This is a genomic window from Streptomyces sp. NPDC059567 (assembly GCF_042735655.1).
Taxonomy (GTDB): domain Bacteria; phylum Actinomycetota; class Actinomycetes; order Streptomycetales; family Streptomycetaceae; genus Streptomyces.
In genome coordinates this window covers 56,315-77,321 of sequence record NZ_JBHWBS010000004.1, presented here as the reverse complement: position 1 = coordinate 77,321, position 21,007 = coordinate 56,315, and the positions used below count along the sequence as shown (strand labels likewise).

General features: G+C 72.3%; 22 protein-coding genes. 13 read left to right on the top strand and 9 right to left on the bottom strand.

The genetic code is table 11. From position 1 onward, the window contains the following. Positions 1-99 precede the first annotated feature (99 nt). From ACFVZW_RS03675 to ACFVZW_RS03660, 4 genes are all read left to right on the top strand, one after another. Positions 100-465 carry a cupin domain-containing protein gene (locus tag ACFVZW_RS03675; RefSeq protein WP_384516212.1) on the top strand — a complete coding sequence of 122 codons (366 nt, stop codon included), beginning with the start codon at positions 100-102 and terminating at the stop codon, positions 463-465. Between the two features lie 106 nt (positions 466-571). Then, positions 572-1,687: a GNAT family N-acetyltransferase gene (locus ACFVZW_RS03670; protein ID WP_384516209.1), complete on the top strand. Its 1,116-nt coding sequence runs from the start codon at positions 572-574 to the stop codon at positions 1,685-1,687. After that, a complete protein-coding gene (locus tag ACFVZW_RS03665) occupies positions 1,684-2,094 on the top strand; it encodes a DUF4440 domain-containing protein (RefSeq protein ID WP_384516207.1) in 411 nt (136 codons plus the stop codon). The genes ACFVZW_RS03670 and ACFVZW_RS03665 overlap by 4 nt, the downstream gene beginning before the upstream one ends. 199 nt (positions 2,095-2,293) lie before the next feature. Next, positions 2,294-3,145 (top strand): MBL fold metallo-hydrolase, encoded by an 852-nt coding sequence (locus ACFVZW_RS03660; protein ID WP_384516204.1) that lies wholly within the window; start codon positions 2,294-2,296, stop codon positions 3,143-3,145. Between the two features lie 156 nt (positions 3,146-3,301). On the opposite strand, the gene ACFVZW_RS03655 is transcribed toward ACFVZW_RS03660, so the two are convergent. Beyond that, positions 3,302-3,661 (bottom strand): hypothetical protein, encoded by a 360-nt coding sequence (locus tag ACFVZW_RS03655; protein ID WP_384516201.1) that lies wholly within the window; start codon positions 3,659-3,661, stop codon positions 3,302-3,304. A gap of 212 nt (positions 3,662-3,873) precedes the next feature. Between ACFVZW_RS03655 and ACFVZW_RS03650 the strand changes: the two genes are divergently transcribed. Next, positions 3,874-5,328 carry a carboxylesterase/lipase family protein gene (locus tag ACFVZW_RS03650; RefSeq protein ID WP_384516198.1) on the top strand — a complete coding sequence of 485 codons (1,455 nt, stop codon included), beginning with the start codon at positions 3,874-3,876 and terminating at the stop codon, positions 5,326-5,328. 66 nt (positions 5,329-5,394) lie between these two features. On the opposite strand, the gene ACFVZW_RS03645 is transcribed toward ACFVZW_RS03650, so the two are convergent. Both ACFVZW_RS03645 and ACFVZW_RS03640 read right to left on the bottom strand, forming a co-directional pair. Further along, positions 5,395-5,952, bottom strand: a complete 558-nt coding sequence (locus tag ACFVZW_RS03645; RefSeq protein ID WP_383547960.1) for a DJ-1/PfpI/YhbO family deglycase/protease — start codon at positions 5,950-5,952, stop codon at positions 5,395-5,397. A gap of 78 nt (positions 5,953-6,030) precedes the next feature. Then, the gene (locus ACFVZW_RS03640) at positions 6,031-6,795 is read right to left on the bottom strand and encodes a metallophosphoesterase (RefSeq protein ID WP_384516195.1); all 765 of its coding nucleotides are present in this window, start codon (positions 6,793-6,795) and stop codon (positions 6,031-6,033) included. A gap of 247 nt (positions 6,796-7,042) precedes the next feature. Here ACFVZW_RS03640 and ACFVZW_RS03635 point away from each other — a divergent pair, with 247 nt between their 5' ends. After that, positions 7,043-7,735, top strand: a complete 693-nt coding sequence (locus ACFVZW_RS03635) for an RraA family protein (protein WP_384516193.1) — start codon at positions 7,043-7,045, stop codon at positions 7,733-7,735. 14 nt (positions 7,736-7,749) lie between these two features. Here the strand turns inward: ACFVZW_RS03635 and ACFVZW_RS03630 are convergent, their stop codons facing one another. Both ACFVZW_RS03630 and ACFVZW_RS03625 read right to left on the bottom strand, forming a co-directional pair. Further along, on the bottom strand, positions 7,750-8,190 hold the full coding sequence (locus ACFVZW_RS03630) for an OsmC family protein (RefSeq protein WP_384516190.1): 441 nt from the start codon (positions 8,188-8,190) through the stop codon (positions 7,750-7,752). Positions 8,191-8,290: 100 nt separating this feature from the next. Next, the gene (locus tag ACFVZW_RS03625; RefSeq protein WP_384516188.1) at positions 8,291-9,040 is read right to left on the bottom strand and encodes a type 1 glutamine amidotransferase; all 750 of its coding nucleotides are present in this window, start codon (positions 9,038-9,040) and stop codon (positions 8,291-8,293) included. Positions 9,041-9,187: 147 nt separating this feature from the next. Between ACFVZW_RS03625 and ACFVZW_RS03620 the strand changes: the two genes are divergently transcribed. Together ACFVZW_RS03620 and ACFVZW_RS03615 are read left to right on the top strand one after the other, a co-directional pair. Further along, complete coding sequence (locus ACFVZW_RS03620; protein ID WP_384516185.1) at positions 9,188-9,577, top strand: hypothetical protein; 390 nt, start codon at positions 9,188-9,190, stop codon at positions 9,575-9,577. Positions 9,578-9,679: 102 nt separating this feature from the next. Next, positions 9,680-10,675 (top strand): glutamate ABC transporter substrate-binding protein, encoded by a 996-nt coding sequence (locus tag ACFVZW_RS03615; protein ID WP_384516182.1) that lies wholly within the window; start codon positions 9,680-9,682, stop codon positions 10,673-10,675. Positions 10,676-10,811: 136 nt separating this feature from the next. On the opposite strand, the gene ACFVZW_RS03610 is transcribed toward ACFVZW_RS03615, so the two are convergent. The 3 genes from ACFVZW_RS03610 to ACFVZW_RS03600 all read right to left on the bottom strand — a co-directional run bounded on the left by ACFVZW_RS03610 (position 10,812) and on the right by ACFVZW_RS03600 (position 13,784). Beyond that, positions 10,812-11,975, bottom strand: coding sequence for a PQQ-dependent sugar dehydrogenase (locus tag ACFVZW_RS03610; RefSeq protein WP_384516180.1), 1,164 nt, complete (start codon positions 11,973-11,975; stop codon positions 10,812-10,814). 213 nt (positions 11,976-12,188) lie between these two features. Then, entirely contained in the window at positions 12,189-13,010 is an 822-nt protein-coding gene (locus tag ACFVZW_RS03605) for a class I SAM-dependent methyltransferase (RefSeq protein ID WP_384516177.1), read from the bottom strand. A gap of 111 nt (positions 13,011-13,121) precedes the next feature. Next, positions 13,122-13,784, bottom strand: coding sequence for an NADPH-dependent F420 reductase (locus ACFVZW_RS03600; protein WP_384516175.1), 663 nt, complete (start codon positions 13,782-13,784; stop codon positions 13,122-13,124). Positions 13,785-13,944: 160 nt separating this feature from the next. On the opposite strand from ACFVZW_RS03600, the gene ACFVZW_RS03595 reads away from it, so the two are divergent. The 3 genes from ACFVZW_RS03595 (at position 13,945) to ACFVZW_RS03585 (ending at position 18,294) form a co-directional block, all read left to right on the top strand. After that, a complete protein-coding gene (locus tag ACFVZW_RS03595; protein WP_384516173.1) occupies positions 13,945-16,344 on the top strand; it encodes a molybdopterin cofactor-binding domain-containing protein in 2,400 nt (799 codons plus the stop codon). Between the two features lie 14 nt (positions 16,345-16,358). Next, a complete protein-coding gene (locus tag ACFVZW_RS03590; RefSeq protein ID WP_384516170.1) occupies positions 16,359-16,838 on the top strand; it encodes a (2Fe-2S)-binding protein in 480 nt (159 codons plus the stop codon). A gap of 181 nt (positions 16,839-17,019) precedes the next feature. Continuing rightward, on the top strand, positions 17,020-18,294 hold the full coding sequence (locus ACFVZW_RS03585; protein WP_384516167.1) for a YncE family protein: 1,275 nt from the start codon (positions 17,020-17,022) through the stop codon (positions 18,292-18,294). Positions 18,295-18,353: 59 nt separating this feature from the next. Here the strand turns inward: ACFVZW_RS03585 and ACFVZW_RS03580 are convergent, their stop codons facing one another. Beyond that, the gene (locus ACFVZW_RS03580; protein WP_384516164.1) at positions 18,354-18,740 is read right to left on the bottom strand and encodes a MerR family transcriptional regulator; all 387 of its coding nucleotides are present in this window, start codon (positions 18,738-18,740) and stop codon (positions 18,354-18,356) included. Between the two features lie 64 nt (positions 18,741-18,804). Between ACFVZW_RS03580 and ACFVZW_RS03575 the strand changes: the two genes are divergently transcribed. Both ACFVZW_RS03575 and ACFVZW_RS03570 read left to right on the top strand, forming a co-directional pair. Continuing rightward, positions 18,805-20,034 carry an MFS transporter gene (locus ACFVZW_RS03575; RefSeq protein ID WP_384516161.1) on the top strand — a complete coding sequence of 410 codons (1,230 nt, stop codon included), beginning with the start codon at positions 18,805-18,807 and terminating at the stop codon, positions 20,032-20,034. Positions 20,035-20,184: 150 nt separating this feature from the next. Continuing rightward, positions 20,185-21,007 (top strand): alpha/beta hydrolase (locus ACFVZW_RS03570; RefSeq protein ID WP_384516158.1); only part of this gene is annotated, 823 nt, incomplete at its 3' end.

The window sequence follows — 21,007 nt, the reverse complement described above, 5'->3', positions numbered from 1 at the left end:
CCGCGCCCACGGCAACAGGACGCCCCGCGCGGGCCCTTCGGCGTAACCTGGAAGAGGACTCGGGGGCTGGCACGTCTCACCGCCGGGAGGCGGACGAACATGACCGGAATCGCGTCCCGGAGCTTCGACTCCGCAGATGAGACCCGTCCCTTCGAGGGCGGCAAGGGCAGGCTTGATCTGGTCAACACGGACCGTGGCCCGGTCGGCCGGGCCGTCTTCGAGCCGGGCTGGCAGTGGTCCAAGCACATCAAGCCCATCGCCGGCACGGACAGCTGCCAGGCGGACCACGTCGGCTATGTCGTCAGCGGCCGGATGAAGATCGTCATGGACGACGGCGACTCGCTCGAGGTGGGCCCCGGCGACTTCTTCACCGTCGCACCGGGGCACGACGCCTGGGTACTCGGTGACGAGGCCTGCGTGGCCCTGGACTGGGTCGGCTTCGGCAACTACGCCCAACCAGCCTGAAAGAGGCGGCCGGCCGCGTTCGACCGACGCCCCGTGAAGAAGGCCGCGCCGACGAGCCCGGGAAAATGCCGGGACCGCCGCCGATGGGCGCTGGCACGATGAGCCGATGAACGAAGATCGTCGCACGCAGTCGCCCCGTACCGCCGACGAGCGCTCCACGCTCACCGCGATGCTCCAATTCCAGCGCGACACCCTGGAGATGAAGTGCGCGGGGCTGACGGTCGAGCAGCTCAAGCGGCGCGCGATCGCCCCCTCGGGGCTCTCCCTCATCGGCCTGGTGCGACACGCGGCCGAGGTGGAACGCGGCTGGTTCCGGAACGTCGTCAACGGTGAGCGGAGCCACAGCCCTTGGACCCCGCCCGGCTCGACGGACTGGGCCGACTTCGATGTCGACGGCCTCGACGAGGCCGGGGTCGCCGAGGCGTTCGCGGTGTGGCGTGACGAGTGCGCCCGGGCCCGCGCCGTCGTGGATGTGGCGGACTCCCTCGACGACCGCGGACACCTCGGCGAGGAGACGTACTCCCTGCGCTATGTCCTGGCCCACATGATCGAGGAGTACGCCCGTCACAACGGACACGCGGAACCTCCTCCGCGAACGCATCGACGGGGTCACCGGCGAGTAGCGCGGGCGCTCGACCGGCTCGGTGAACGCCCTGATCCACAGGCGGGTTGGCCTGTTATCGTCCCCCGTATGCCCGAACTGGTCGCCCCCACCCCGCGTCTTCACACCTCCTGGCTCGAGGCACACGCCGAGTGGAACCCCGGAGCTCATCAGGACGGTGCCGGTATGAGGCTGGCGGAGGGGGACGCCCTCGCCGATCCCGATGTCTTCGCCGCCTGGGTGGGGAGACTGCGGGCACAGTCCGACCCGACGCGTCCGCTCGCGGAGGGCTGGGTGCATGCCACGCACTGGTGGATCGTCGAGGACGGCGGCTACGCGGGCGCGATCGACCTGCGCCACGACCTGAACGACTTCCTGCTTCGCGCCGGTGGGCACATCGGCTACAGCATCCGGCCCTCCGCGCGCCGCCGGGGCCTCGCCACCTGGGCGCTGGGCGCGGTCCTCCCCGAGGCCCGCGTCCTCGGTCTCGATCGCGTCCTTGTGACCTGCGACGAGGGCAACATCGCCTCCGCGCGCACCATCGAGCGCAACGGCGGCGTCCTGGAAGACGTCCGCGAGACGGAACTCGGCCGCAAGCGGCGCTACTGGATCGCCCTGTGAACGCGCCGGACGAGGCCGCCTCGGCCGCCGAGATCGCCGAGGCCGTCGCGGCGGAACTCCGGCTCATGGAGCCCTCGGTGCGTACGTCCCGTGCGCTCGCCCGGGAACTGCTCGACCCCGACTTCGTCGAGGTCGGCGCCTCCGGCCGCCGCTGGACGTACGAGCAGATGCTCGCCGCACTGCCCGACCTGCCCGGCGGCACGGACGACGGCCCGCGCTACGAACCCTCGGCGATGACCGGCACGCTCCTGGCCCCCGGCCTGGTCCACCTGACCTACGAAACGGTCATCGACGGCCTGCGCGCCCGCCGCAGCTCTCTCTGGCGCCGGGCCGGCGACGGCACGGGCTGGCGGATGTACTACCACCAGGCGACGCCGGTCCCGCCGGAGGTGGAGCAGCGCGGGTAGACGGGTGTTAGTGAAAGTCCCGCACACAGGCGTCAACGGCCGCCCGCCCAAGCACGGCCCGGGGCCGGCCGGCGCCGACCGTGCACCCTTCGTCGCTCACCGAAGCCGACCGTCACGAGACTGCGTTTGACGACGGTCCGGCACGGGGCTGGACTGGACTCATGGACGCTGCAGCGACTCCGGCCTAGGGAGAGCAGCGATGGCAACCGTGGAGAGTTTCAACCTTCTGCAGCCGTACAAGATCGCCGAGGAGACGTTCGTCATCCCGTGGGCCCTTGAGGCCCCGCCGGTCGGCCACTTCCCGATGAACTCGATGGTGATCCGGGGAAGCGAACCGATCATCGTGGACACCGGGGCGCCCGCAGTGCGCTCCCAGTGGCTGGAGGCAGCCTGGTCCGTCGTGGATCCCCTGGACGTACGGTGGATCTTCCTCACCCACGACGACCGAGACCATGCCGGCAACCTCCTCGCGGTCCTCGCGGAATGCCCGAACGCGACCCTGCTGACGACATGGTTCTCCATCGGCCGCATGGCCGAGGAGTGGGAGACTCCCATCAACCGGTGCCGCTTCATGACCGACGGCGACACGATCGACGCGGGCGATCGCACCCTGGTCGCCAAGCGACCGCCCCTGTACGACAACCCCACGACCCGCGCCCTCTTCGACTCGAAGGCCAACGTCCTGTGGGCAGTTGACACCTTCGCCACGAACGTGCCGACCCCCATGCCCGAAATGTCGGCGCTGTCGCCGGACGAATTCCGCGACGGCCAGTTCTTCGGCGGAAGCCTGGTCTCCCCCTGGGTGGCCATGCTGGACGCCAAGAAGTTCGGGACGGTCGTCACCTACTTCCAGCACCTGAACGCCGAGGTCATCGCCGGCTGCCACTGCCCGGTCCTCCGCGGAGCCCGGATCCCCGAGGCCTACGACCTCCTCCGCCAGCTCCCCGGAATCCCACCGTGGACAGAATTCACCCAGTCCGACCTGGACCAGTGGATGGCGGTTGCCGAGAGCTCGGTTCCGCCGGAGCAGCCGCGGCCGTCGGGGACGTGAGCGGCGCTGCCGCGCGGCGTTGGCGGAGACCAGCGTCGACCAGTCGCCCGCGACTTCCCCGGACGGCCCGTCCAGCACAACAGCAACTTCTAGAACACGCCAAAGCCGTCCCAGGGCGACAAGGTCGTCCGCCGCAGCCGCCGCGGGTCCCGGGTGTCAGCCGAAGGCGTCGGTGACGCAGTCCCGTGCGCAGGCGGCGCGTTCGTACTGGAGGCGGAGGGCCGCCGCCGCTTGCTCGCGGGGGACCTCGGTGTGGCCGAAGTGTTCGACCGCGAGGCGCATCACGTCCTCGACGGTGACGATGGTCGGCTCGCCGTGGCCGGCCGTGTCGCGTGCCGAGGCGATCGCCATACCGGCGGCGCGCAGCAGGACGCGGAAGTCCGCGCGCTCGGCCGCGGCCCGTGCCCGAGCGGGGCGCAGTGGACGCACCGCCCGGCCTTTCCGAAGGGCGCCCGTCGCCATCAGGGCCGCCCCGCCGGCCACCACCAGGACCCCGACCACCGTCGACGCGTCCACGCCGTCACCCCCTGCCCCCCACGCCGTCCCTCACCGGTACTACCCGCGCCCGGGAGGGCGACACCATGGATGGATCGTCAAGAGGCGTGTGCCGTACGAGAGTCACCGCGCCCCTCGGTCGGCGGCGATGGGTGACACGTGATGGTGACACGTGTTACCTTCCTGTCGTCCTCGTCGGCGCGCTCGCGTCACGTGATCCCCCAGGAGCCCTCATGACGCCCACCGCCGCGCCCCTCGTGACCACCACCCGGGGTCCTGTCCGAGGCGAGCGGCGGGCCGACGGCAGCGTCCGCTTCCTCGGCATCCCCTATGCGCAGCCGCCCGTCGGCGACCTCCGCTTCGCCGCGCCCGTGCCGCCGGAGCCCTGGACCGAGCCCCTTGACGCCACCGCGTACGGGCCGACCGCCCAGCGGCGCCCCTTCGCCGAGGTCACCACCATCCCCGAGCCCTCCGTCCCCGGTGCCGGCGTGCTCAACCTCAACGTCTTCACTCCTGAGCCCGACCTCGCGGCGGGCCTGCCCGTCCTGGTCTGGATCCACGGCGGCGGTTACGTCGCCGGATCGGCGGCCAGCCCCTGGTACGACGGCTCGGCCTTCAACCGCGACGGCGTCGTCCTGGTCTCCCTCGGCTACCGGCTCGGCATCGAGGGCTTCCTGCACCTGGACGACGCGCCCGACAACCGTGGCGTCCTGGACTGGATCGCGGCCCTGGAATGGGTCCGCGACAACATCGCCCGCTTCGGCGGCGACCCGGCCAAGGTCACCGTCGCCGGCCAGTCGGCGGGCGGCGGCGCCGTCCAGACCCTGCTCGCCGTCCCCGCCGCCCACGACCTGTTCCGCGGTGCGCTCTCCGTCTCCGGGGCGGTCATGCGCCCGGACGGACCCGAGGTCGCCCGGGCCGCCGCCCGCCTCTTCACCGCCCGCACCGGCGTCCCCGCCACCGCCGCCGCCCTGCGCGACCTGAGCGACGACGCGCTGCTCGACCTCCAGGACCGGCTGGGCGAGCCCGGACCCGACCGCGAGGGGCTGCCTCCGATGCTGGCGCTCGCTCCCTTCGCTGACGGCGAGCTGATCCCGGACCCGGTCTTCGACGTGCTGACGGACGGCGACGCCGGCGCGGACGTCCCGTTGATGCTGGGTTTCACGGCCCAGGAGTTCAACGCCATGCCCGCGCCGGGACCCGACGGCCCGCCCATGGCCGTACTCCTCGGCGCCGTCGGCCTGGCGCCGGACCGGGTGGAGTCCTTCACCACCGCCTACGCGGCGCTCGACCCCGAGCGCCTCTTCGGACAGGCGCTGACCGACGCCACCTTCCGCGCACCGTCCCTGGCCGTGGCCGACGCCCGCGCACGCCGTGAACGACCCACGTGGCTCTACGAGTTCGTCTGGGAGTCGCCGGTCAACTCGATGGCCTTCCACTGCCTCGACCTGCCGTACGCCTTCGACCTCCTGGACACCGAGGGCGTCACCGCGGCCGCGGGCGACACACCACCGCAGGCCCTCGCCGACGCGATCCACCGCGCCTGGGTCTTCTTCGTACGGGACCAGGACCCGGGGGAGTCCTGGCCGCGCTACACGGCCGGCGACCGCGCCACGATGCTCTGGGACACCGAGCCGCGCGTCGAGCGGGACCCGCTGCGCGGGGTCCGCGAGATCTGGCTCACCTGACCCGGGCGCGGCCACCCGACCGCACCGCGCGACGGGCGCCACACGGCCGAGAGCGCCGGCCCAGGGCTACGGGTCCCCGCCGAGCGCCTCGACGATCGCCTTCGAGAAGCGCTCGGCGTCGGCCGGTCTGCGGGAGGTGATCAGGCGGAATCCGCCGGACGTGTCGACCACGACCTCGCGGTCCACCCACGTCCCGCCCGCGTTCACCAGATCCGTACGGATCGAGGGGTACGAGGTCACTTCCTTGCCCGGTACGAGCCCGCACTCGACGAGCAGCCACGGACCGTGGCAGATCGCGGCCACGGTCTTCCCCGTCTTGGCGAACGCCGACAGCAGCCGTTGGGCCGCCGGGTCGACCCGCAGACGGTCGGCGTTGACGGTGCCGCCCGGAACGACCACCGCGTCGAACCCGTCCGCCGACAGCTCGCCGTACGTCGCATCGGGCCGTACGACGTCACCGGGCCGCCGGTCCGACACCAGCGTGTGGACGGGCTCGGCCTTCCGGGCCGCCACGGTGACCCGGGCGCCCGCCTCGCGCAGGGCCGCCACCGGCTTCTTCAGTTCGTCCTGCTCCGTGCCGTAGTTCGTCGTGAGGACGAGGACGCGTTTTCCGTCGAGGGACACGGCAGCCTCCTGCCCGTGGACCGCGCACCGGCCCACACTCCCGCGAGTCTCCGCGCACCGCGCCGCTAAACGGGGACGCTAGACGGGGACGCTCCGGTAGTGGGTGGTGATCCGGCCCTCCTCGTCCAGGACGTGGAAGGCGAGCGACGGCGCCATCTCGTCCCGGTACACATGGACGCCGGGACGGCCGTACGACTCCCAGGGCAGCTTCGACGTCGAGATCACGCCCGGCGCGACAAGCAGCGGGAGCCCCGCGAAGGTGGTGGCGGCCGCCGTGTGCGCATGCCCGCACAGGAAGGCGACGATGCCGGGCCGGCGCTCGGCCAGTTCGGCGAGCCGATGCTCCCCGAACTGGCGGATGCCGTCCACGAACGGGATGTGCAGCGCGGTCGGCGGGTGATGGAACCCGACCAGGACGGGTACGTCTTCCGGGGTCTCGTCCAGGACGGACTCCAGCCAGGCGAGCGTCTCCTCCTCCAGGAACCCCTCGTCCTTCCCCGGCACCGACGAATCGCCGAGCGCCAGCACGAACCCCGCCCCGCGCAGCACCTGGTTGACCGGCGCCCCGGCCCGCGTCACGGGCTCGCCGAGGAGCACGCGGCGGAACTCGTCGCGCACGTCGTGGTTGCCCGGACAGACGAGCAGCGGGTGCCGGGTCCGCAGCAACTCCCGTACATGGAGGTACTCCGACTCCAGGCCGTGGTCGGCGATGTCTCCGGTCACCACGACCGCGTCGAGGTCGATGTCGAGCGCTTCCAGATAGGCCATCACGGACCTCGTGCGTTCCGCGCTGCGCGGCGAGCTGTCGATGTGGATGTCGCTGAGATGCGCGATCACGATCACGGCGGTGAACCCCTCTCCGGCGCGAGGCCCCGAGAACCGCGTACGGCCTTCGTGCCCCGGCGACCACGGGACGGCCTCCGCGTCCCCCGCCGCGAAACTACTGCGGTCCGCACCGCCGTCGCGCGGGCCACCTCGGCACAAGTGGCCCGGGACCGAGCCGAATCCCGGCGCACAGCATCGGGCGACAGCCGCCGCCCGCGCCCCCGTCGCCGGGCGCGGGCACCACGTCAGAGAACGGACATCATCGATGCTGAAGGACTTCGCCGAGCTCTCCACGCCGCTGATCGCCGACGCCTGCGTCCGGCTCGGTGAACCGCTGCGCGCGGCTCCCGCCGGGATCGCTCCCGTCGTGCCCGGGCAGCGCCTCGCCGGACGCGTCCTGCCCGCCCGGCACTACGGAAGCGTCGACGTCTTCCTGGAAGCCTTCGGCGCGGCCGAGCCCGGGGACGTGCTCGTCGTCGACAACGCGGGCCGCCGCGACGAGGCATGCGTCGGGGACCTCGCCGTCCTGGAGGCCGAGGCGGCCGGCGTCGCGGGTCTCGTCGTCTGGGGGCTGCACCGCGACACGCCCGACCTCGTCGAGATCGGGCTGCCCGTCTTCTCCTACGGCCGCCACGCACCCGGCCCCGTCCGCGTGGACGACCGGGAGCCGGAAGCCCTGCGCACCGCACGGTGCGGCGAGCACCTGGTGAGCGCCGCCGACATCGTCTTCGGCGACGACGACGGCGTGCTGTTCGTGGCCGCCGCCCGGGTCGACGCCGTCCTCGAGACCGCCCACGGCATCCACCGCACCGAGCGCGAACAGGCGCGCAGGATCAGGGCCGGTGAGACGCTGCGCGCGCAGACACGGTTCGCGGAGTTCCTCGCGCAGCGGGAGGCGGACCCGTCGTACACCTTCCGGCGGCATCTGCGCCGGATCGGCGGCGCCATCGAGGAGTAGGGCCGTGCCGCGGGTCAGCCGGCCCGGAAGCCGATCGTGCCGTCCGGCAGCACCGCCTCCACCGTCGCACCGTGCTCGACGGTCCGGCTCACCGTGCAGAACTTCTCGTGCGTCAGCCGCACCCCGCGGGCGAAGACCTCCGCCGCCTTCGGGTTGCTCTCCGGCAGCTCGAACTCGTAACTGACCCTGATCCGGCCGATCCGGCCGTCGTCCTCCGGCCCCGACGCCGACTCGACCACGATCCGCAGATCGTCGTGGTCCACGGCGCGGGCCGTCCTGTCCACCACCATGCCGCCGCAGCCTCCCATGGCCGCGAGCAGCAGTTCGACCGGGGTGAACGAGGGTTGCGCGTCCGCGTCGTCGGCCGCCCCGATCCGCACCTCCGCGCCCCGGTCGTTGCGGGCGATCCAGGTGCGATAGCCGGTGCGGACGGTCTCGATGCGGTAATCGGCCATGGTGTCGTGGACTCCTCGGTGTGCGTACGGGGCGATCGACGGCCCACGCAACCCCACGGGGCCCGGCCCGCCAAGCGGACGCGCCGGGACACACCGGAGGTCAGGAAGCGGTCCGCGTCCCGGCAAGGACGAGGGCGCCCCACGCGTCGGTCATCGCCCCCCAGACTGTACGGAGTTCAGGCTCCGCCGCACGTACGGAGGCCACGGCGGCCTCCGGATCGGCACCGGCCGACCGGACCTCCGCACCTTCGGCGAGGGCCCACTCGGCGAGCGAGTCGGCGAGCACCTCGGGATGGAACTGCACACCCCAGGCCACCGATCCGACCCGGAACGCCTGGATCGGGCAGTCGTCCCCGGTGAGCAACGGCGCCGCTCCCGGAGGCAGGCGCACCACCTCGTCCCAGTGCCACTGCGCCGCCGACGCTCCTTCCGGGACCCCGCCGAGAACGGGGTCCGCGTCGGCCGCGGACAACCGGCGCAGCGGGACGGCACCGATCTCCGGGCCCTGGGGGCGCGGGGCGACGGCGCCGCCGAGGGCGTGGGCGAGGATCTGGCCACCGAGACAGATGCCGAGCACCGGGATCTCCTCGGCCACCGCCGCCCGCACCCGCTCGCGGACCCGAGGCAGCCACGGCATGGCCGTGACGTCCTGGCAGCCGGCGGCGCCGCCGCGGACGACGAGGCCCGCATGCCCGTGCGGCGAGTCGGGCAGCCGGTCGCCGCGCCAAGGGTGCACGACATCGAGGTGGAGGCCGGTCCGCCGGAGACGGTCGCCCACGAGACCGGGGCCCGTGCCGTCCTCGTGCTGGACCACGAGCACGGACGGTGCCGCGCCGGGTATGGGGGTCACTGTCCTCGCGCCTCCGCTGTCCGTGCCTGATCGCCGGGGTGTTCCCCCGGGAGCGCCGCCGACAACCCCGAACTGAGTATGTGCGTACGGCCGGACTGAGTACGCCGGCCGATACCGGGGACCTGCCTCCGCTGGTCGAATACGGTCATGACCTCGGACGACCGGCGCAACCGCCGTATGCAGCACGTCACCACCACCGGCTCGGCGCTGGCCGTGGCGCTGCTTCCGCTGGCCGTCGGCATGTTGCTGGCGCGGAGCGTGGGCGCCGACCCCATGACCTCGGTGAACGCGCTGATCACGAGCGGCGGCCAGCGCGCCCGGCTCTCGCGCTGTCAGCTCCTCGCGGTGCGGCCGACGAGGGAGGGCCGCGGCATCCGAGCGGGCGTACGTGCGCCCATGGGCCGGGCCGCGTCGGAGGGGCGCGACGCGTCCGGCGTCCGGCGTGTGCCGGCGGGCCCGGCCATGCGGGTGGGCGGGCTCGCGCAGGTCGGCCGGAAGCTCGCACTGCCGTCGCTGCCCGCCTTGCGGGGACGGTGAAGCTTGTCCCAACATACGGCCAACTCTCGGATCACGCCGGCGTGTTGACGCTCGGCTGCGTAGCCTTGGCGCTCGGGAGTCGGCTGCGCGGGGGTGGGGCTTGTGACTGCTGGATCCGGGTCGGTACGCCGGGGGAGGTGGCCGCTGGGCGGCCGCTCCGCGCTGTGGCTGTTGCTCACCGCGATGGTCCTGGCCGCGGCTCCGGCCGCCGCCGTGACGACCGGTCCGTCCACCGTCTCGCGCGCGACCGCGGGGCACGCCGCCGCGCCGCCGGCCCGCGCACCGGCATGCGATCCACGGCGGGCGAGTCCTCGGCCCTCACGCGTGGACGGCTCGGCCGTGCGGCGCATCCGCGAGCGCGGCCATCTCGTCGCGGGGGTGGACCTGAACAGCTACCTCTGGGGTTCGCGGGATGCGGAGACCCGCGAACCGGTCGGCTTCGACATCGATCTCGTCCGGGCGATCGCCCGTGACATCCTCGGCCCCAAGGCCACGGTCCGCTTCGTCAGCATGCCGCCGAGCCAGCGGATCTCCCGGCTCCAGGCGCGCCAGGTCGACGTCGTCGTCCGCACGATGAGCATCACCTGCGAGCGGCTGACCGAAGTCGCCTTCTCCAGCGTCTACTTCGAGACCGGCCATCAACTCCTCGTACCCGAAGGCTCCGAGATCAGCGGCTTCGACGCGAAGCTGCGCGGCCGGCGCGTCTGCCTCAGCAAGGGAAGCTCGGCCGCCGACCTGCTCCGCGGCTCCGGAACCGGCGCCGTCGCCGTGGAGACCGCGAGCCACCTGGACTGCCTCGTCGAACTCCAGCAGGGGAACGTCGACGCCATCCTCACCCACGCGACGCTCGCCGCCGGACTCGTCGCCCAGGACCCCAACCTCCAGCTGGTCGGCCCGCGTCTGGACACCTCCCTGTACGGGGTGGCCATGAACAAGGACGACCAGGATCTGGTGCGCCGGGTCAACGCGGTCCTGGAGGACTACCGCAGGGGCGGTGCCGGCAGCGCCTGGATGACCTCCTACGACCGCTGGCTCGCACCGTCCCTGGGAGCCCACCCCCAGGGCCCGCCGCCGGCCGCCTACGCCCCGGAATCGTAGGTTCTGGTGTGAAAGTGGCGGGGGAGGCCGCCCGGCATGCCCCCGTCACCGCCCCGGCGACGACCGCGATGCCGGGGCGGTGGCCGGGACGAGGGCGCGACGGGCGGCGGGAGCCGGAGGGTACGGCGCCCGTCGGCTACGCCGGATCGATACGGGCGATGTTTCCGCCCAGCGCGAGGACGTACAGTTCGCCCGCCCGTCCCTCCACGAACGAGATCACCTCGCCACCGTTGACGACGAGGTCGTTCACGCCGGTCACCGTGCCGTTCTTCAGCGAGAGGGAACGGATGGTGCCGTCGCAGTAGTCACTGAACACGTACTGACCCCTGAGGGCGGGGATCGCGTTCCCCCGGTAGACGAACCCGCCGGTCACCGCGCAGCCGAGGCCGGTGCGGGCGTACTCGTGGATCGGGCGCACGTGGTTCGCCGGCTCGGTGCCGCCGCGGAAGGGGTGGTTGCCCTCCATCTGGGACCAGCCGTAGTTCTCCCCGCCCCTGCTCCTTGCGGGGGCCCGGTCGATCTCCTCCCAGTCGTTCTGGCCGACATCCCCGATCAGCAGATCCCCCGTGTGCGAGTCGAAGGAGAACCGCCACGGATTGCGCAGCCCGTACGCCCAGATCTCGTCCTTCGCGTTCGGGTCGTCGACGAAGGGGTTGTCCGCGGGGATCGCGTAGGGCTTGCCACTGTGCGGGTCGATCCGCAGAAGCTTGCCGAGCAGCGTGTCGAGCTTCTGTCCGTTGCCGTGCGGGTCGCCGCCCGCGCCTCCGTCCCCGAACGCGATGTAGAGATATCCGTCGGGCCCGAACTTGATGTCGCCGCCGTTGTGGTTCGCGTACGGCTGCGTCTGGGTGAGGACGGTGCGCCGGGTCTCCGGACGGAGCCTGCCCTTCCGCACGGCGAACTCGTCGATGGTGCTGGTGCCTTCGAGATTCGTGTACGAGATGTAGAGGTGAGCGCGCGCGGTGTCGAACGCGAGGCCGAGGAGGCCGCGTTCACCGTCGGTCGAGGTCTCGGCGGAGATGTCGAGCACCGGCTCGCCGAGCCCCTGGGCGCCCAGGATCCGTACCGTCCCGGCCCGTTCGGCGATCCAGACCGCGCCGCCGGGGCCCACGGCACCCGCGGTCGGATTGCGCGCCGTGGCGACGTCGGTGAGCGCGATCTTCGCGACCTTTGTGGCCCCGGCGGCCTCCACGACCCGCTGCGGAGCGTCACGGTCCTCCGCGGAGGCCGTGGTCAGGGCGAGGGAAGCGACGAGACCGAGGGTGCAGATGATCGCCGAGCTTCTCGTGCGAACGTTCACCGTGATCCTCCTGGAGGCGGCGAAATGGGGGAACCCGGCTGCTCGGGGCCGTGTGTGGGGTCGGCGTCGCCCGCGCCAGCACGCAACCGGGGTGGGGGAATGGGGTGAGCCGCTGGCCACGGAGGAGACTACTGGGCCTCGAGCGATTGGTATAGGCCAAATGCGCCTCGCGCGGGCGGCGACGGCGTGCGACAGAGGAACCGGGTCCGGGGATCAGGCCTGCGGGCGGGTGGCCGTGACGACGTAGTAGTCGAGGATGCCCTGCTCGTAGGCCCTCAGGAAGTTCCGCGGCCACGTGCCCGGCTTCCACTGGTCCGACAGCCAGCGGTCCCATCCCTGCCACACGTCCGGCCCGATGGACGCGGCCTGCGAGTCCGTCAGGCCCGCCCTGGCGAACGCATCGGTCACGTGCGTGACGGGACGCGCGATGTCCAGCCCGTCGGCGAACGACTCCAGGTACGAGGCGAGCCGGGCTCCGTCGTCCGGGGCGTCGTCCGGGGTGAAGAAACTCGCGACGACCGCCCGCCCGCCGGGCCGCAGCACGCGGGCCGTCTCCCGGGTGAAGGCGATCATGTCGTCGAAGTGCTGAGCGGCCTCGACGCTGTAGACGCAGTCGAACTCGCCGTCGTCGAAGGGCATTTCCTCCGCCGCACCGCGGACGAACCGGATCCCCGACGGCGTGGTCCTCAGCAGATCCGCGTTGGTCCGGCGGGCGCGGTCCAGCTGTTGCGGATGGATGTCCATACCGGTCACCTGCTCGGGTTCGTACTCGCGCAGGGCGAGCGCACAGCCGACGCCGAGTCCGCATCCGACCTCGACGATCCGCCGACCGGCGAGCGGTCCGGCGGCGTCGAGCACATGCCGGTACATGTCCTCCTGGCTGCGGACCCGGTCGTCGACCGTGAGCGGTCCGGCCAGGTCGATCGAGCGCCAGTACCCGAAGTTGATGAACCCTCCGGCGAACACCGGGACCGAACTGAGGTCGGCCGGACCGTACGTCTTGCGAACCGCGGCCCGCATTTCCTTCGATTCCACCACCCGCGTCACCTCCGCGAGCAGTTTGACGGCCGGATCCACCCCTGTCGACGGCGCCCCGCTCCACTCGGCCGAAAGGGGCACACGTACCGCGCGCGGTCCCCGCGACCGTCAGCCCCGGAACGACGCCGGGCGCTCGGGTGAGGCATCGGCGAGGGCCTGGGTGACCGCCGCGACGCCGTCCCGCAGGCCGTAGACGGGGGTGTCGGGCTGCTGGCGCCAGGACTCGTCGATGCCGCCCGCGTCGACGGTGTCGAAGCCCAGCTCGTCGATGAGGGCGCGGACCGCCTTCTTGGCGACCTCGTCGTCGCCCGCGACGGGCAGCGCGATGCGCTCCGGGTCGCCGGCCGGGAGGGGCCTGTCCAGGATGTCCTGGGCGTAGGTGCCGTTGAACGCCTTGATCACCGGGTGGCCGAGGTGCCGCTCGGTCCAGCGGCTCTCGGTCAGGCCGTCGTCCTCGATGGCCGCGATCCGGCCGTCGCGCTGCTGCGGGTAGTAGTTGCCGGTGTCGATCACGGCGAAGCCCTCCGCCGCGCCGTCGAAGAGACCCGAGGGCAGGTCCGGCACCGCCTTCAGCGGTACGGTCACCACGACGATCTCGGCGCCCCGCGCCGCCTCGCCGACGGTCACCGGCTTCGCGCCGGTCTCCTCCGCGAGCCCGCCGAGGGTCTCCGGGCCGCGGGAGTTGGCCACGGAGACGTCGTGACCGAGGGCCGTGAGGCGGCGGGTGAGGTTGCCGCCGATGTTGCCTGCGCCGATGATGCCGATCTTCATGGAGCTTCCTTTCGAGCGGGTGCGGCCACGTGCCACGTGCGCTCACAACCGCCCGCCCCGGGCGCGCTATTCCCCGCTTCCGCCCGCCGTGTCGTGAGGGCTTGGCGCGCCCTGAGTGAAACCTGTGCCGTTCCGGGGCGCACACGGCGCCGTGTGCGCGATGATCCGTCGGACTTCGTGGTTCGTCGAGAGGGCAGCCGATGACAGCGCGCGACGATGCGCAGCAGCACCCGAGGGAAGAGTCCGCGCCGAGCGGTCCGGGGACCGGCGCCGGTTCCTCGGTTACGTCCTCGCGGCGCCGACCCTGACCGTCGCCGCACAGCTCGGCGAGGCGGTGCTCGCGCCCGCCCCGGCGGCCGCCGCGGCTCCCTCCCTGGTGCCGTCCCTGCCGGGGCCCTCCGAGATCTACGACCTCAACGACATGCTCACCCACGCCGCCCTGCCCACCGCGAACCTGATCACCGTCAGGATCGACCCGGACGGCACCGCCTCCTTCGCCCTGCCCAGGGCCGAGGTCGGCCAGGGCATCACCACCTCCTCCGCGATGCTGCTCGCCGAGGAGCTCGACCTGCCGCTGGACAAGGTGCGGATCACCCTCGCCGACGCCCGCCCCGAGCTGCTCTTCAACCAGCTCACCGGCGGCTCCAACACCACCGTCTCCACCTTCACGCCCATCCGCGTCGCCGCCGCCGTCGCCCGGGGCCGGCTGCTGCGCGCCGCCGCCCTGGAGCTCGGGGAGCTGGTGGGTTCGCTGACCGCGAGGGCCGGGGCGATCGTCTCCTCGACGACCGGCCGGAGCCTCACCTACGGCGAGCTCGCGGTGAAAGCGGCCGCCGTCACCGACACCGCGGTCGGCGTCGCGCTCAAGAAGCCGTCCGAGTTCAAGGTCATCGGCACCGCGCAGCGGCGGATCGACGCCCTGGAGGCCGTGACGGGACGCAAGAAGTTCGCGATGGACGTCCAGGTGCCCGACGCGCTGCCCACGATGGTCTGCCGGCCGCCCACGATCAACGGCACGGTCCGCTCGGTGGAGAACCTGGACGAGGTCCGGTCCATGCCCGGCGTCACCGACGTCGTACGGATCTCCACCGGCGTCGCCGTCCGCGGCCGCACCTTCGGCCAGTGCATCGACGCCGTCCGCGCCCTGAAGGTCGCCTGGGGCCCCGGCACCGCCGAGGGCGCCTCGGACACGACGGTGCTGCGAAAGCTGCGCGCCGCCGAACTCCCGCTCGTCGTACCGCCGTTGCCGCTCCTGACCAAGGCCGTCGACGCCCGCTTCACCTTCCACTTCGCCAGCAACAGCGCCCTGGAGACCAACTGCGCGATCGCCGACGTGCGGGCGGACTCGGCCGAGATCTGGGCGAGCCTGAAGTCGCCGATCGTCGCCCAGGAGCAGATCGCCCTGCGGCTCGGCATCCCGGTCACCGCGGTCAAGGTCCATGTCACCGAAGGCGGCGGATCGTTCGGGCGCAAGCTCTTCCACGACGCCGCCGGCGAGGCAGCCGAGATCTCCCGGGCCATGGGCAAGCCCGTGAAGCTGATGTGGCACCGGACCGACGACTTCCGCCAGGGCCGTACGCACCCGATGTCGACCTCCCGGGTGCGGGCCACGTACAGCCTCGGCGAGGTGCTGACGTACGAGCAGCGCCACACATCCGTCGCCACGGACTTCGGCCACGGCCTCGGCGAGATCATCACCTCCGCGGCGGCCCGACTGCCCGTCGGCGACCTCACCTTCTCCGAGACGATCTTCCAGCTGACCCAGCAGAGCCCGTACCACTTCGGGGTCACCACACAGCTGCTGAGCGAGACCGACAAGGGCTTCAACACGGGCTCCATGCGGAACATCTACTCGCCCAACGTCCGGTGCGCCCAGGAGCTGGTCGTGGACGAGCTGGCCCGCCGGATGGGCAAGGACGCCTACGAGTTCCGCCGCCGTCACCTCAAGGAGGAGCGCGCGCGGGCGGTGCTGGACAAGGTCGCGGAGGTGGGGCGATGGGGGCGCTCACTGCCCGCCGGGGTGGCCCAGGGGATCGCGGTCCATCCCGAGTACCACTCCTTCGTCGCCGTCCTCGCCGAGATCGACTGCCGGCCGGAGACCACCGGACGGGAGATCGAGGACGCGTACACGGGTCCCCGTGTGACCAAGGTCGTCTGCGCCGTCGACGTCGGCCTCGCGGTCAACCCACGCGGCCTCCAGGCCCAGATGATGGGCGGCATCATCGACGGCATCGCCGTCACCCTCACCTCGGGACTGCACCTCCGCGACGGGCATTTCCAGGAGGGGAGTTGGGACAACTACTTCTACACCCGGCAGTGGAACACCCCGCCCGAGCTGGAGATCGTGGTGATGCCGCCGACCTCGGACCGGCCGGGTGGAGCGGGCGAGCTGGCCGTCGCGGGCGCGATGGCCGCGGTCGCCTGCGCGTACGGCAGGGCCACCGGCACCATGCCGACGACCTTCCCGGTCAACCACGCCGAACCGCTCGGATTCGAGCCGCTGCCCACCACCCCGCCGATCCCCGCCTCGCCGGGCGACGGCCTCGACCGCGCCTTCTAGGAGCAGGAGCCACCGTGCCGCAACACACCTTCATCCTCAACGGCAAGGCCGTCACGGCCGAGGTCGAGGACGACGTCCGGCTGCTGTGGGTGCTCCGGGACGTCCTGGGCGTCACCGGACCCAAGTACGGCTGCGGGCTCGGCGTCTGCCAGGCATGCACCAGCCACATCAACGGCAAGGCGTTCAACCCCTGCTCCGTCCCGGTGAAGGACATCGGCCCCACCGACGAGATCACCACCATCGAGGGCCTTCCCGCGACCGCGGGGCAGGAGCTCCACCCGATGCAGGAGGCCTGGCTCGACCTCGACGTCGCCCAGTGCGGCTACTGCCAGCCCGGGCAGATCATGACGGCGGTCGCGAAGGTCCGCCGGGCCCGTGAGGCCGGACGGGAGATCGACGAGGCCGACCTCGACGAGATCCGCAACATCTGCCGCTGTGGAACCTATAACCGGATTCGTGAGGCGATCGTGGCGGGAGCCCGCCGTATGACCTGACGCCCACGGCGACCCAGCCGAGGGAGACGAGCGCGCCGCTCGCCGAGCGGCACGGGCGGCCGCGATCGCCGCGACTTCTGCCCACCGACGTCTTGTCGTGGGCGCGACAACTCCTTACCGTCGGGTAAGTTGCCCCGACCGGCGGGGTGCTCGATGTCGCACGTCTTCCGGAAGGACCCCCATGCCCGCTGTCCGGACGCGTGGTGCGCGCCGTCTCCTGCTCGGCTCGCTCGCCGCCGCCCTCGCTCTCACCATCACAGGGGGCGGCACCGTCGCCGCCTCCTCCGCCGACTCCGCGCGGCCGGCCGGGCTGCGCGAGGTGATGTTCGTGGGGAACAACTGGGACGGCACCGCCGACGTCATCGAGTCCACCGGCGACTTCGCGCGCATCGGCCGCATCAACGTCATCCCCGACCGCGAAGCCCGGATGTGGGAGATCGGGCTCAACCCGCTCAAGCTGGCCTTCTTCCTGGGGATCCGGCAAGGGCCCGGCGAGGGACACGACCAGTTCGTCGACGACATGTACGCCACGCCCGACGGCTCCGCGATGGTCGTCTCCCGGCCGAGCTTCGCCGACGTCGTCTCGATCGACCTGCGCACGGGCCGGATCAACTGGCGCTTCCCCGTCTCCGGTTTCCGCTCCGATCACATGGCCGTCTCACCCGACGGCACCCGGGTCGCCGTCTCGGCCTCCACCTCCAACACCGTGCACGTCCTCGACATCACGACGGGCCGGGAGACCGGATCCTTCGCCACCGGCGACAAGCCGCACGAGAACGTCTTCTCGGCCGACGGCCGGCACCTGTGGAACATGGCCATCGGCGAGGTCACCACGGCCCTCGACGACCCGTTCTGGGACTGGACCAAGGGCGACCGCCGCATCACCGTCGTCGACGCCCGCACCTTCGAGCAGGTGCGCGTCATCGACATGCGCGCCCGGCTCGACGCCTTCGGCCGCAAGGACCTCTCCGACGCCGTACGACCCGTCGCGTTCACCCCCGACGAGTCGAAGCTCTACTTCCAGGTCTCGTTCTTCAACGGCTTCCTCGAGTACGACATCGCCGCCGACCGGATCACCCGCGTCAAGACGCTCCCCCGGAACCCGGCGACCGACCCGGACCGCACCACCTGGGTCAACGACTCCCGCCACCACGGCATGTCCATGAGCCCCGACGGCAAGCGGCTCTGCATCGCCGGCACGATGGACGACTACGCCACCGTCGTCGACCGCGAGACCCTGAACGAGGGTCCGCTGGTGGAGGCGTCCAAGCCGTACTGGGCGACGGTCAGCGGCGACGGCCGCTCCTGCGTCATCTCGGAGAGCGGTACGGACCGCGTGACGGCGATCGACTTCGTCACCGGCCGCAAGGTCGCCTCGGTGGCCGTCGGCGACCACCCGCAGCGGGTCCGCCTCGCACACGTGCCCGCCGACTGGACCGGCCCGACGGCGCGCTGAGGGGCACGGCCCGACCCGCGCAGGATGCTGAGGGCGCTCCCCGGGCGCGCCCTCGGCGCTCAGCCCGCCGCGACGGACCCGGTCGCCAACCTCTCGCGCACGGCGTCGAGATACCCGGCGACCGCGTCCCGGTTGCGGGTCAGGAAACGGATGCGTTCGGTCATCCGGTCGCGCTCGTTCTCCAGCGTGGCGAGCATCTCCGGTGTGGCGTCGGGGAAGTGGATGACGCGGGGCTTGTCGAGGCACGGCAGGATCTGCTTGATGATCCGCGTCGGCAGCCCCGCGTCCAGCAGGCCGCGGATCTGAACGACCCGGTCCACGTTCGACTCGTCGTAGGCGCGGTAGCCGTTGGGCATCCGATCGGCGACGATGAGGCCCTGCTCCTCGTAGTAGCGCAGCAGCCTGCGCGGGGTGTCGGTGCGCTCCGACAGCTCTCCGATGCGCATGTGGTCCACCTCACGGGATCTCGCTTGACCCTCACATCAATGTGAAGGTTTCAGCATACGGAGCATGAGCAACCACACGGCATCGAAAGCCGGTTCGCCGCCACGCGTCGTGAACCCCGAACCCGCGGGAAAGCTGCCCCTGCCCGCCCTTCTCGCCCTGGCCACGGCCGTCTTCATCACCAGCCTGACCGAGACCCTGCCCGCCGGCGTCCTGCCCGCGATGAGCGCAGACCTCGGAGTCGGCGAGCCGGCCATGGGCCAGTCCGTCACCATCTACGCGATCGGGACCGCGCTCACCGCGATCCCGCTGACCGCCGCCACCGCCGGCTGGCGGCGCAAGCGCCTGCTGCTCACCGCCGTCGCGGGCTTCGCCCTCGCCAACACGGTCACCGCCGTCTCCACCCACTACCCCCTCACCATGGCCGCCCGCTTCCTCGCGGGCGTCGCCGCCGGTCTCGCCTGGGCCCTGCTCGCCGGATACGCCCGCCGGATGGCGCCCGTCCACCTCCAGGGCAAGGCGATCGCCGTCGTCATGACGGGGATACCGCTCGCGCTCTCCCTCGGCGTGCCCGCAGGCACCTTCCTGGGCGCCGCGCTCGGCTGGCAGGTCACCTTCCTGGTCATGACCGCGCTCGCCTTCGTCCTCCTCGCCTGGATCGCGCTCACCGTCCCCGACCACCCCGGCCGGCCCAGGGGCGGCCGCGCGCCCATCCTGCGCACCCTCGCGGTCCCCGGCGTGGCCCCCGTCCTGTTCGTCACCCTCGTCCTCGTCCTCGCCCACACGATCCTCTACACGTACGTCGCCGCCTTCCTCGACCACCTCGGCATGGGCGGCTCCACCGGACTCGTCCTCCTCGTCTTCGGCGGCGCCTCCCTCCTGAGCATCTGGTTCACCGGCCTGCACATCGACCGCCGGCTGCGGACCCTGACCCTCGCCGGGATCGTGCTCTTCGCCGTCGCGGCCGGCGCCCTCGCCGTGGCCGCCGACAGCACCGCCCTCGTCTACGCCGCCGCCGCGCTGTGGGGCCTCGGCTGGGGCGGTGCGCCGACCCTGCTGCAGACCGCCGTCGGCGACGCCGGCGGCGAGGCGGCGGACACCGCGCAGACCATGCTCGTCAGCCTCTGGAACGCCGCCATGGCAGGAGGAGGCGTCGCCGGCGGACTGCTCCTCGATCTGCTCGGCGCCACCGCCCTGCCCTGGAGCGTCCTCCTGCTCCTCGCCCCCGCCCTGATCGTCGTGGCAGCCGCCCGCACCCACGGATTCCCCGCCCGCCGACCGCCCACCGGCGCATGACCGCCGCGGTCCCCAGGACCGCCACCCCTACCCGTAGTACTTCAGAGCTACCCGCCGACTGTCCCCTCCGGCGGGACGCCGACTACAGGGTGTGATCCATACGTTCGGCACCGGAACGAAGCAACTCGTCCGGTACGGAAGGACCACACCATGGCGTCCCGCCCGCGCAGCCGTCTGCGCCGCACGCTGCTCGCCGCACTCGTCACCGCCTCGGTGGCGGTGCCGACGGCGGGCGCCGCCCGCCCCGCCGCCGTCCCGGCGCCCGCCCCCGCCGAACTCGGCCCCCTCGCCCGGGTCACGGCCGCGGACCTCGACGCGCGGTACGCCGCCAACCGGGACGCCGTCCGCGCCGCCGAACGGACCGCCGCCGACTACGGAGACCGGAAGCGGGCCGCCGCGCTGCGCGCCATGGCGGGCCCGAACCGCCACTTCCTCTCCTTCGACGGGCGCGACGGCGGCCGCAGCGTCGAGGTCGTCGGCGACCTCGCGGGCGCCGAGCACATCGCCGTCCTCGTCCCCGGCTCCGACACCGCGCTCGGCAGCGAGCGCTTCCGCGACGGCGCCGTCGCACTCCAGCGCCGGCTGGGCGAGCGCGCCGCCGTCCTCGCCTGGCTCGGCTACCCGACCCCCGCCACCGCGAGCGCGGCCGCGATCACCCCCGGGCGGGCCGAGGAGGCCGCCCCCGGACTGCGGGACTTCGTCGGGGAGTTGAGGGCCGCGAAGCCCGCGGCGCGCCTCACCCTCCTCTGCCACTCCTACGGATCCGTCGTCTGCGCCAAGGCGGCGCCCGGGCTCCCCGTCGCCGGAATCGTCCTCTACGGAAGCCCATGGCCACGGCCGCCGAGACACCGAGCAGCCCGGTGCGCACCGGTACCGCGCCGCGCTTGGGCCGGCGGTGCGAACGGGTATCCGGGACCGGAGCGGGCTCCTGCCGTCCGTGGTGGACGGTGTCGTACGGCCGGGCGGACTGCTC

Bases quoted from the DNA above. Each gene is read 5' to 3' on its own strand.
- ACFVZW_RS03585 (WP_384516167.1), top strand. From the start codon at position 17,020: ATGCCCGCTGTCCGGACGCGTGGTGCGCGCCGTCTCCTGCTCGGCTCG.
- ACFVZW_RS03660 (WP_384516204.1), top strand. From the start codon at position 2,294: ATGGCAACCGTGGAGAGTTTCAACCTTCTGCAGCCGTACAAGATCGCC.
- ACFVZW_RS03620 (WP_384516185.1), top strand. From the start codon at position 9,188: ATGACCTCGGACGACCGGCGCAACCGCCGTATGCAGCACGTCACCACC.
- ACFVZW_RS03675 (WP_384516212.1), top strand. From the start codon at position 100: ATGACCGGAATCGCGTCCCGGAGCTTCGACTCCGCAGATGAGACCCGT.
- ACFVZW_RS03595 (WP_384516173.1), top strand. From the start codon at position 13,945: ATGATCCGTCGGACTTCGTGGTTCGTCGAGAGGGCAGCCGATGACAGC.
- ACFVZW_RS03635 (WP_384516193.1), top strand. From the start codon at position 7,043: ATGCTGAAGGACTTCGCCGAGCTCTCCACGCCGCTGATCGCCGACGCC.
- ACFVZW_RS03670 (WP_384516209.1), top strand. From the start codon at position 572: ATGAACGAAGATCGTCGCACGCAGTCGCCCCGTACCGCCGACGAGCGC.
- ACFVZW_RS03580 (WP_384516164.1), bottom strand. From the start codon at position 18,740: ATGCGCATCGGAGAGCTGTCGGAGCGCACCGACACCCCGCGCAGGCTG.
- ACFVZW_RS03575 (WP_384516161.1), top strand. From the start codon at position 18,805: ATGAGCAACCACACGGCATCGAAAGCCGGTTCGCCGCCACGCGTCGTG.
- ACFVZW_RS03650 (WP_384516198.1), top strand. From the start codon at position 3,874: ATGACGCCCACCGCCGCGCCCCTCGTGACCACCACCCGGGGTCCTGTC.
- ACFVZW_RS03600 (WP_384516175.1), bottom strand. From the start codon at position 13,784: ATGAAGATCGGCATCATCGGCGCAGGCAACATCGGCGGCAACCTCACC.
- ACFVZW_RS03630 (WP_384516190.1), bottom strand. From the start codon at position 8,190: ATGGCCGATTACCGCATCGAGACCGTCCGCACCGGCTATCGCACCTGG.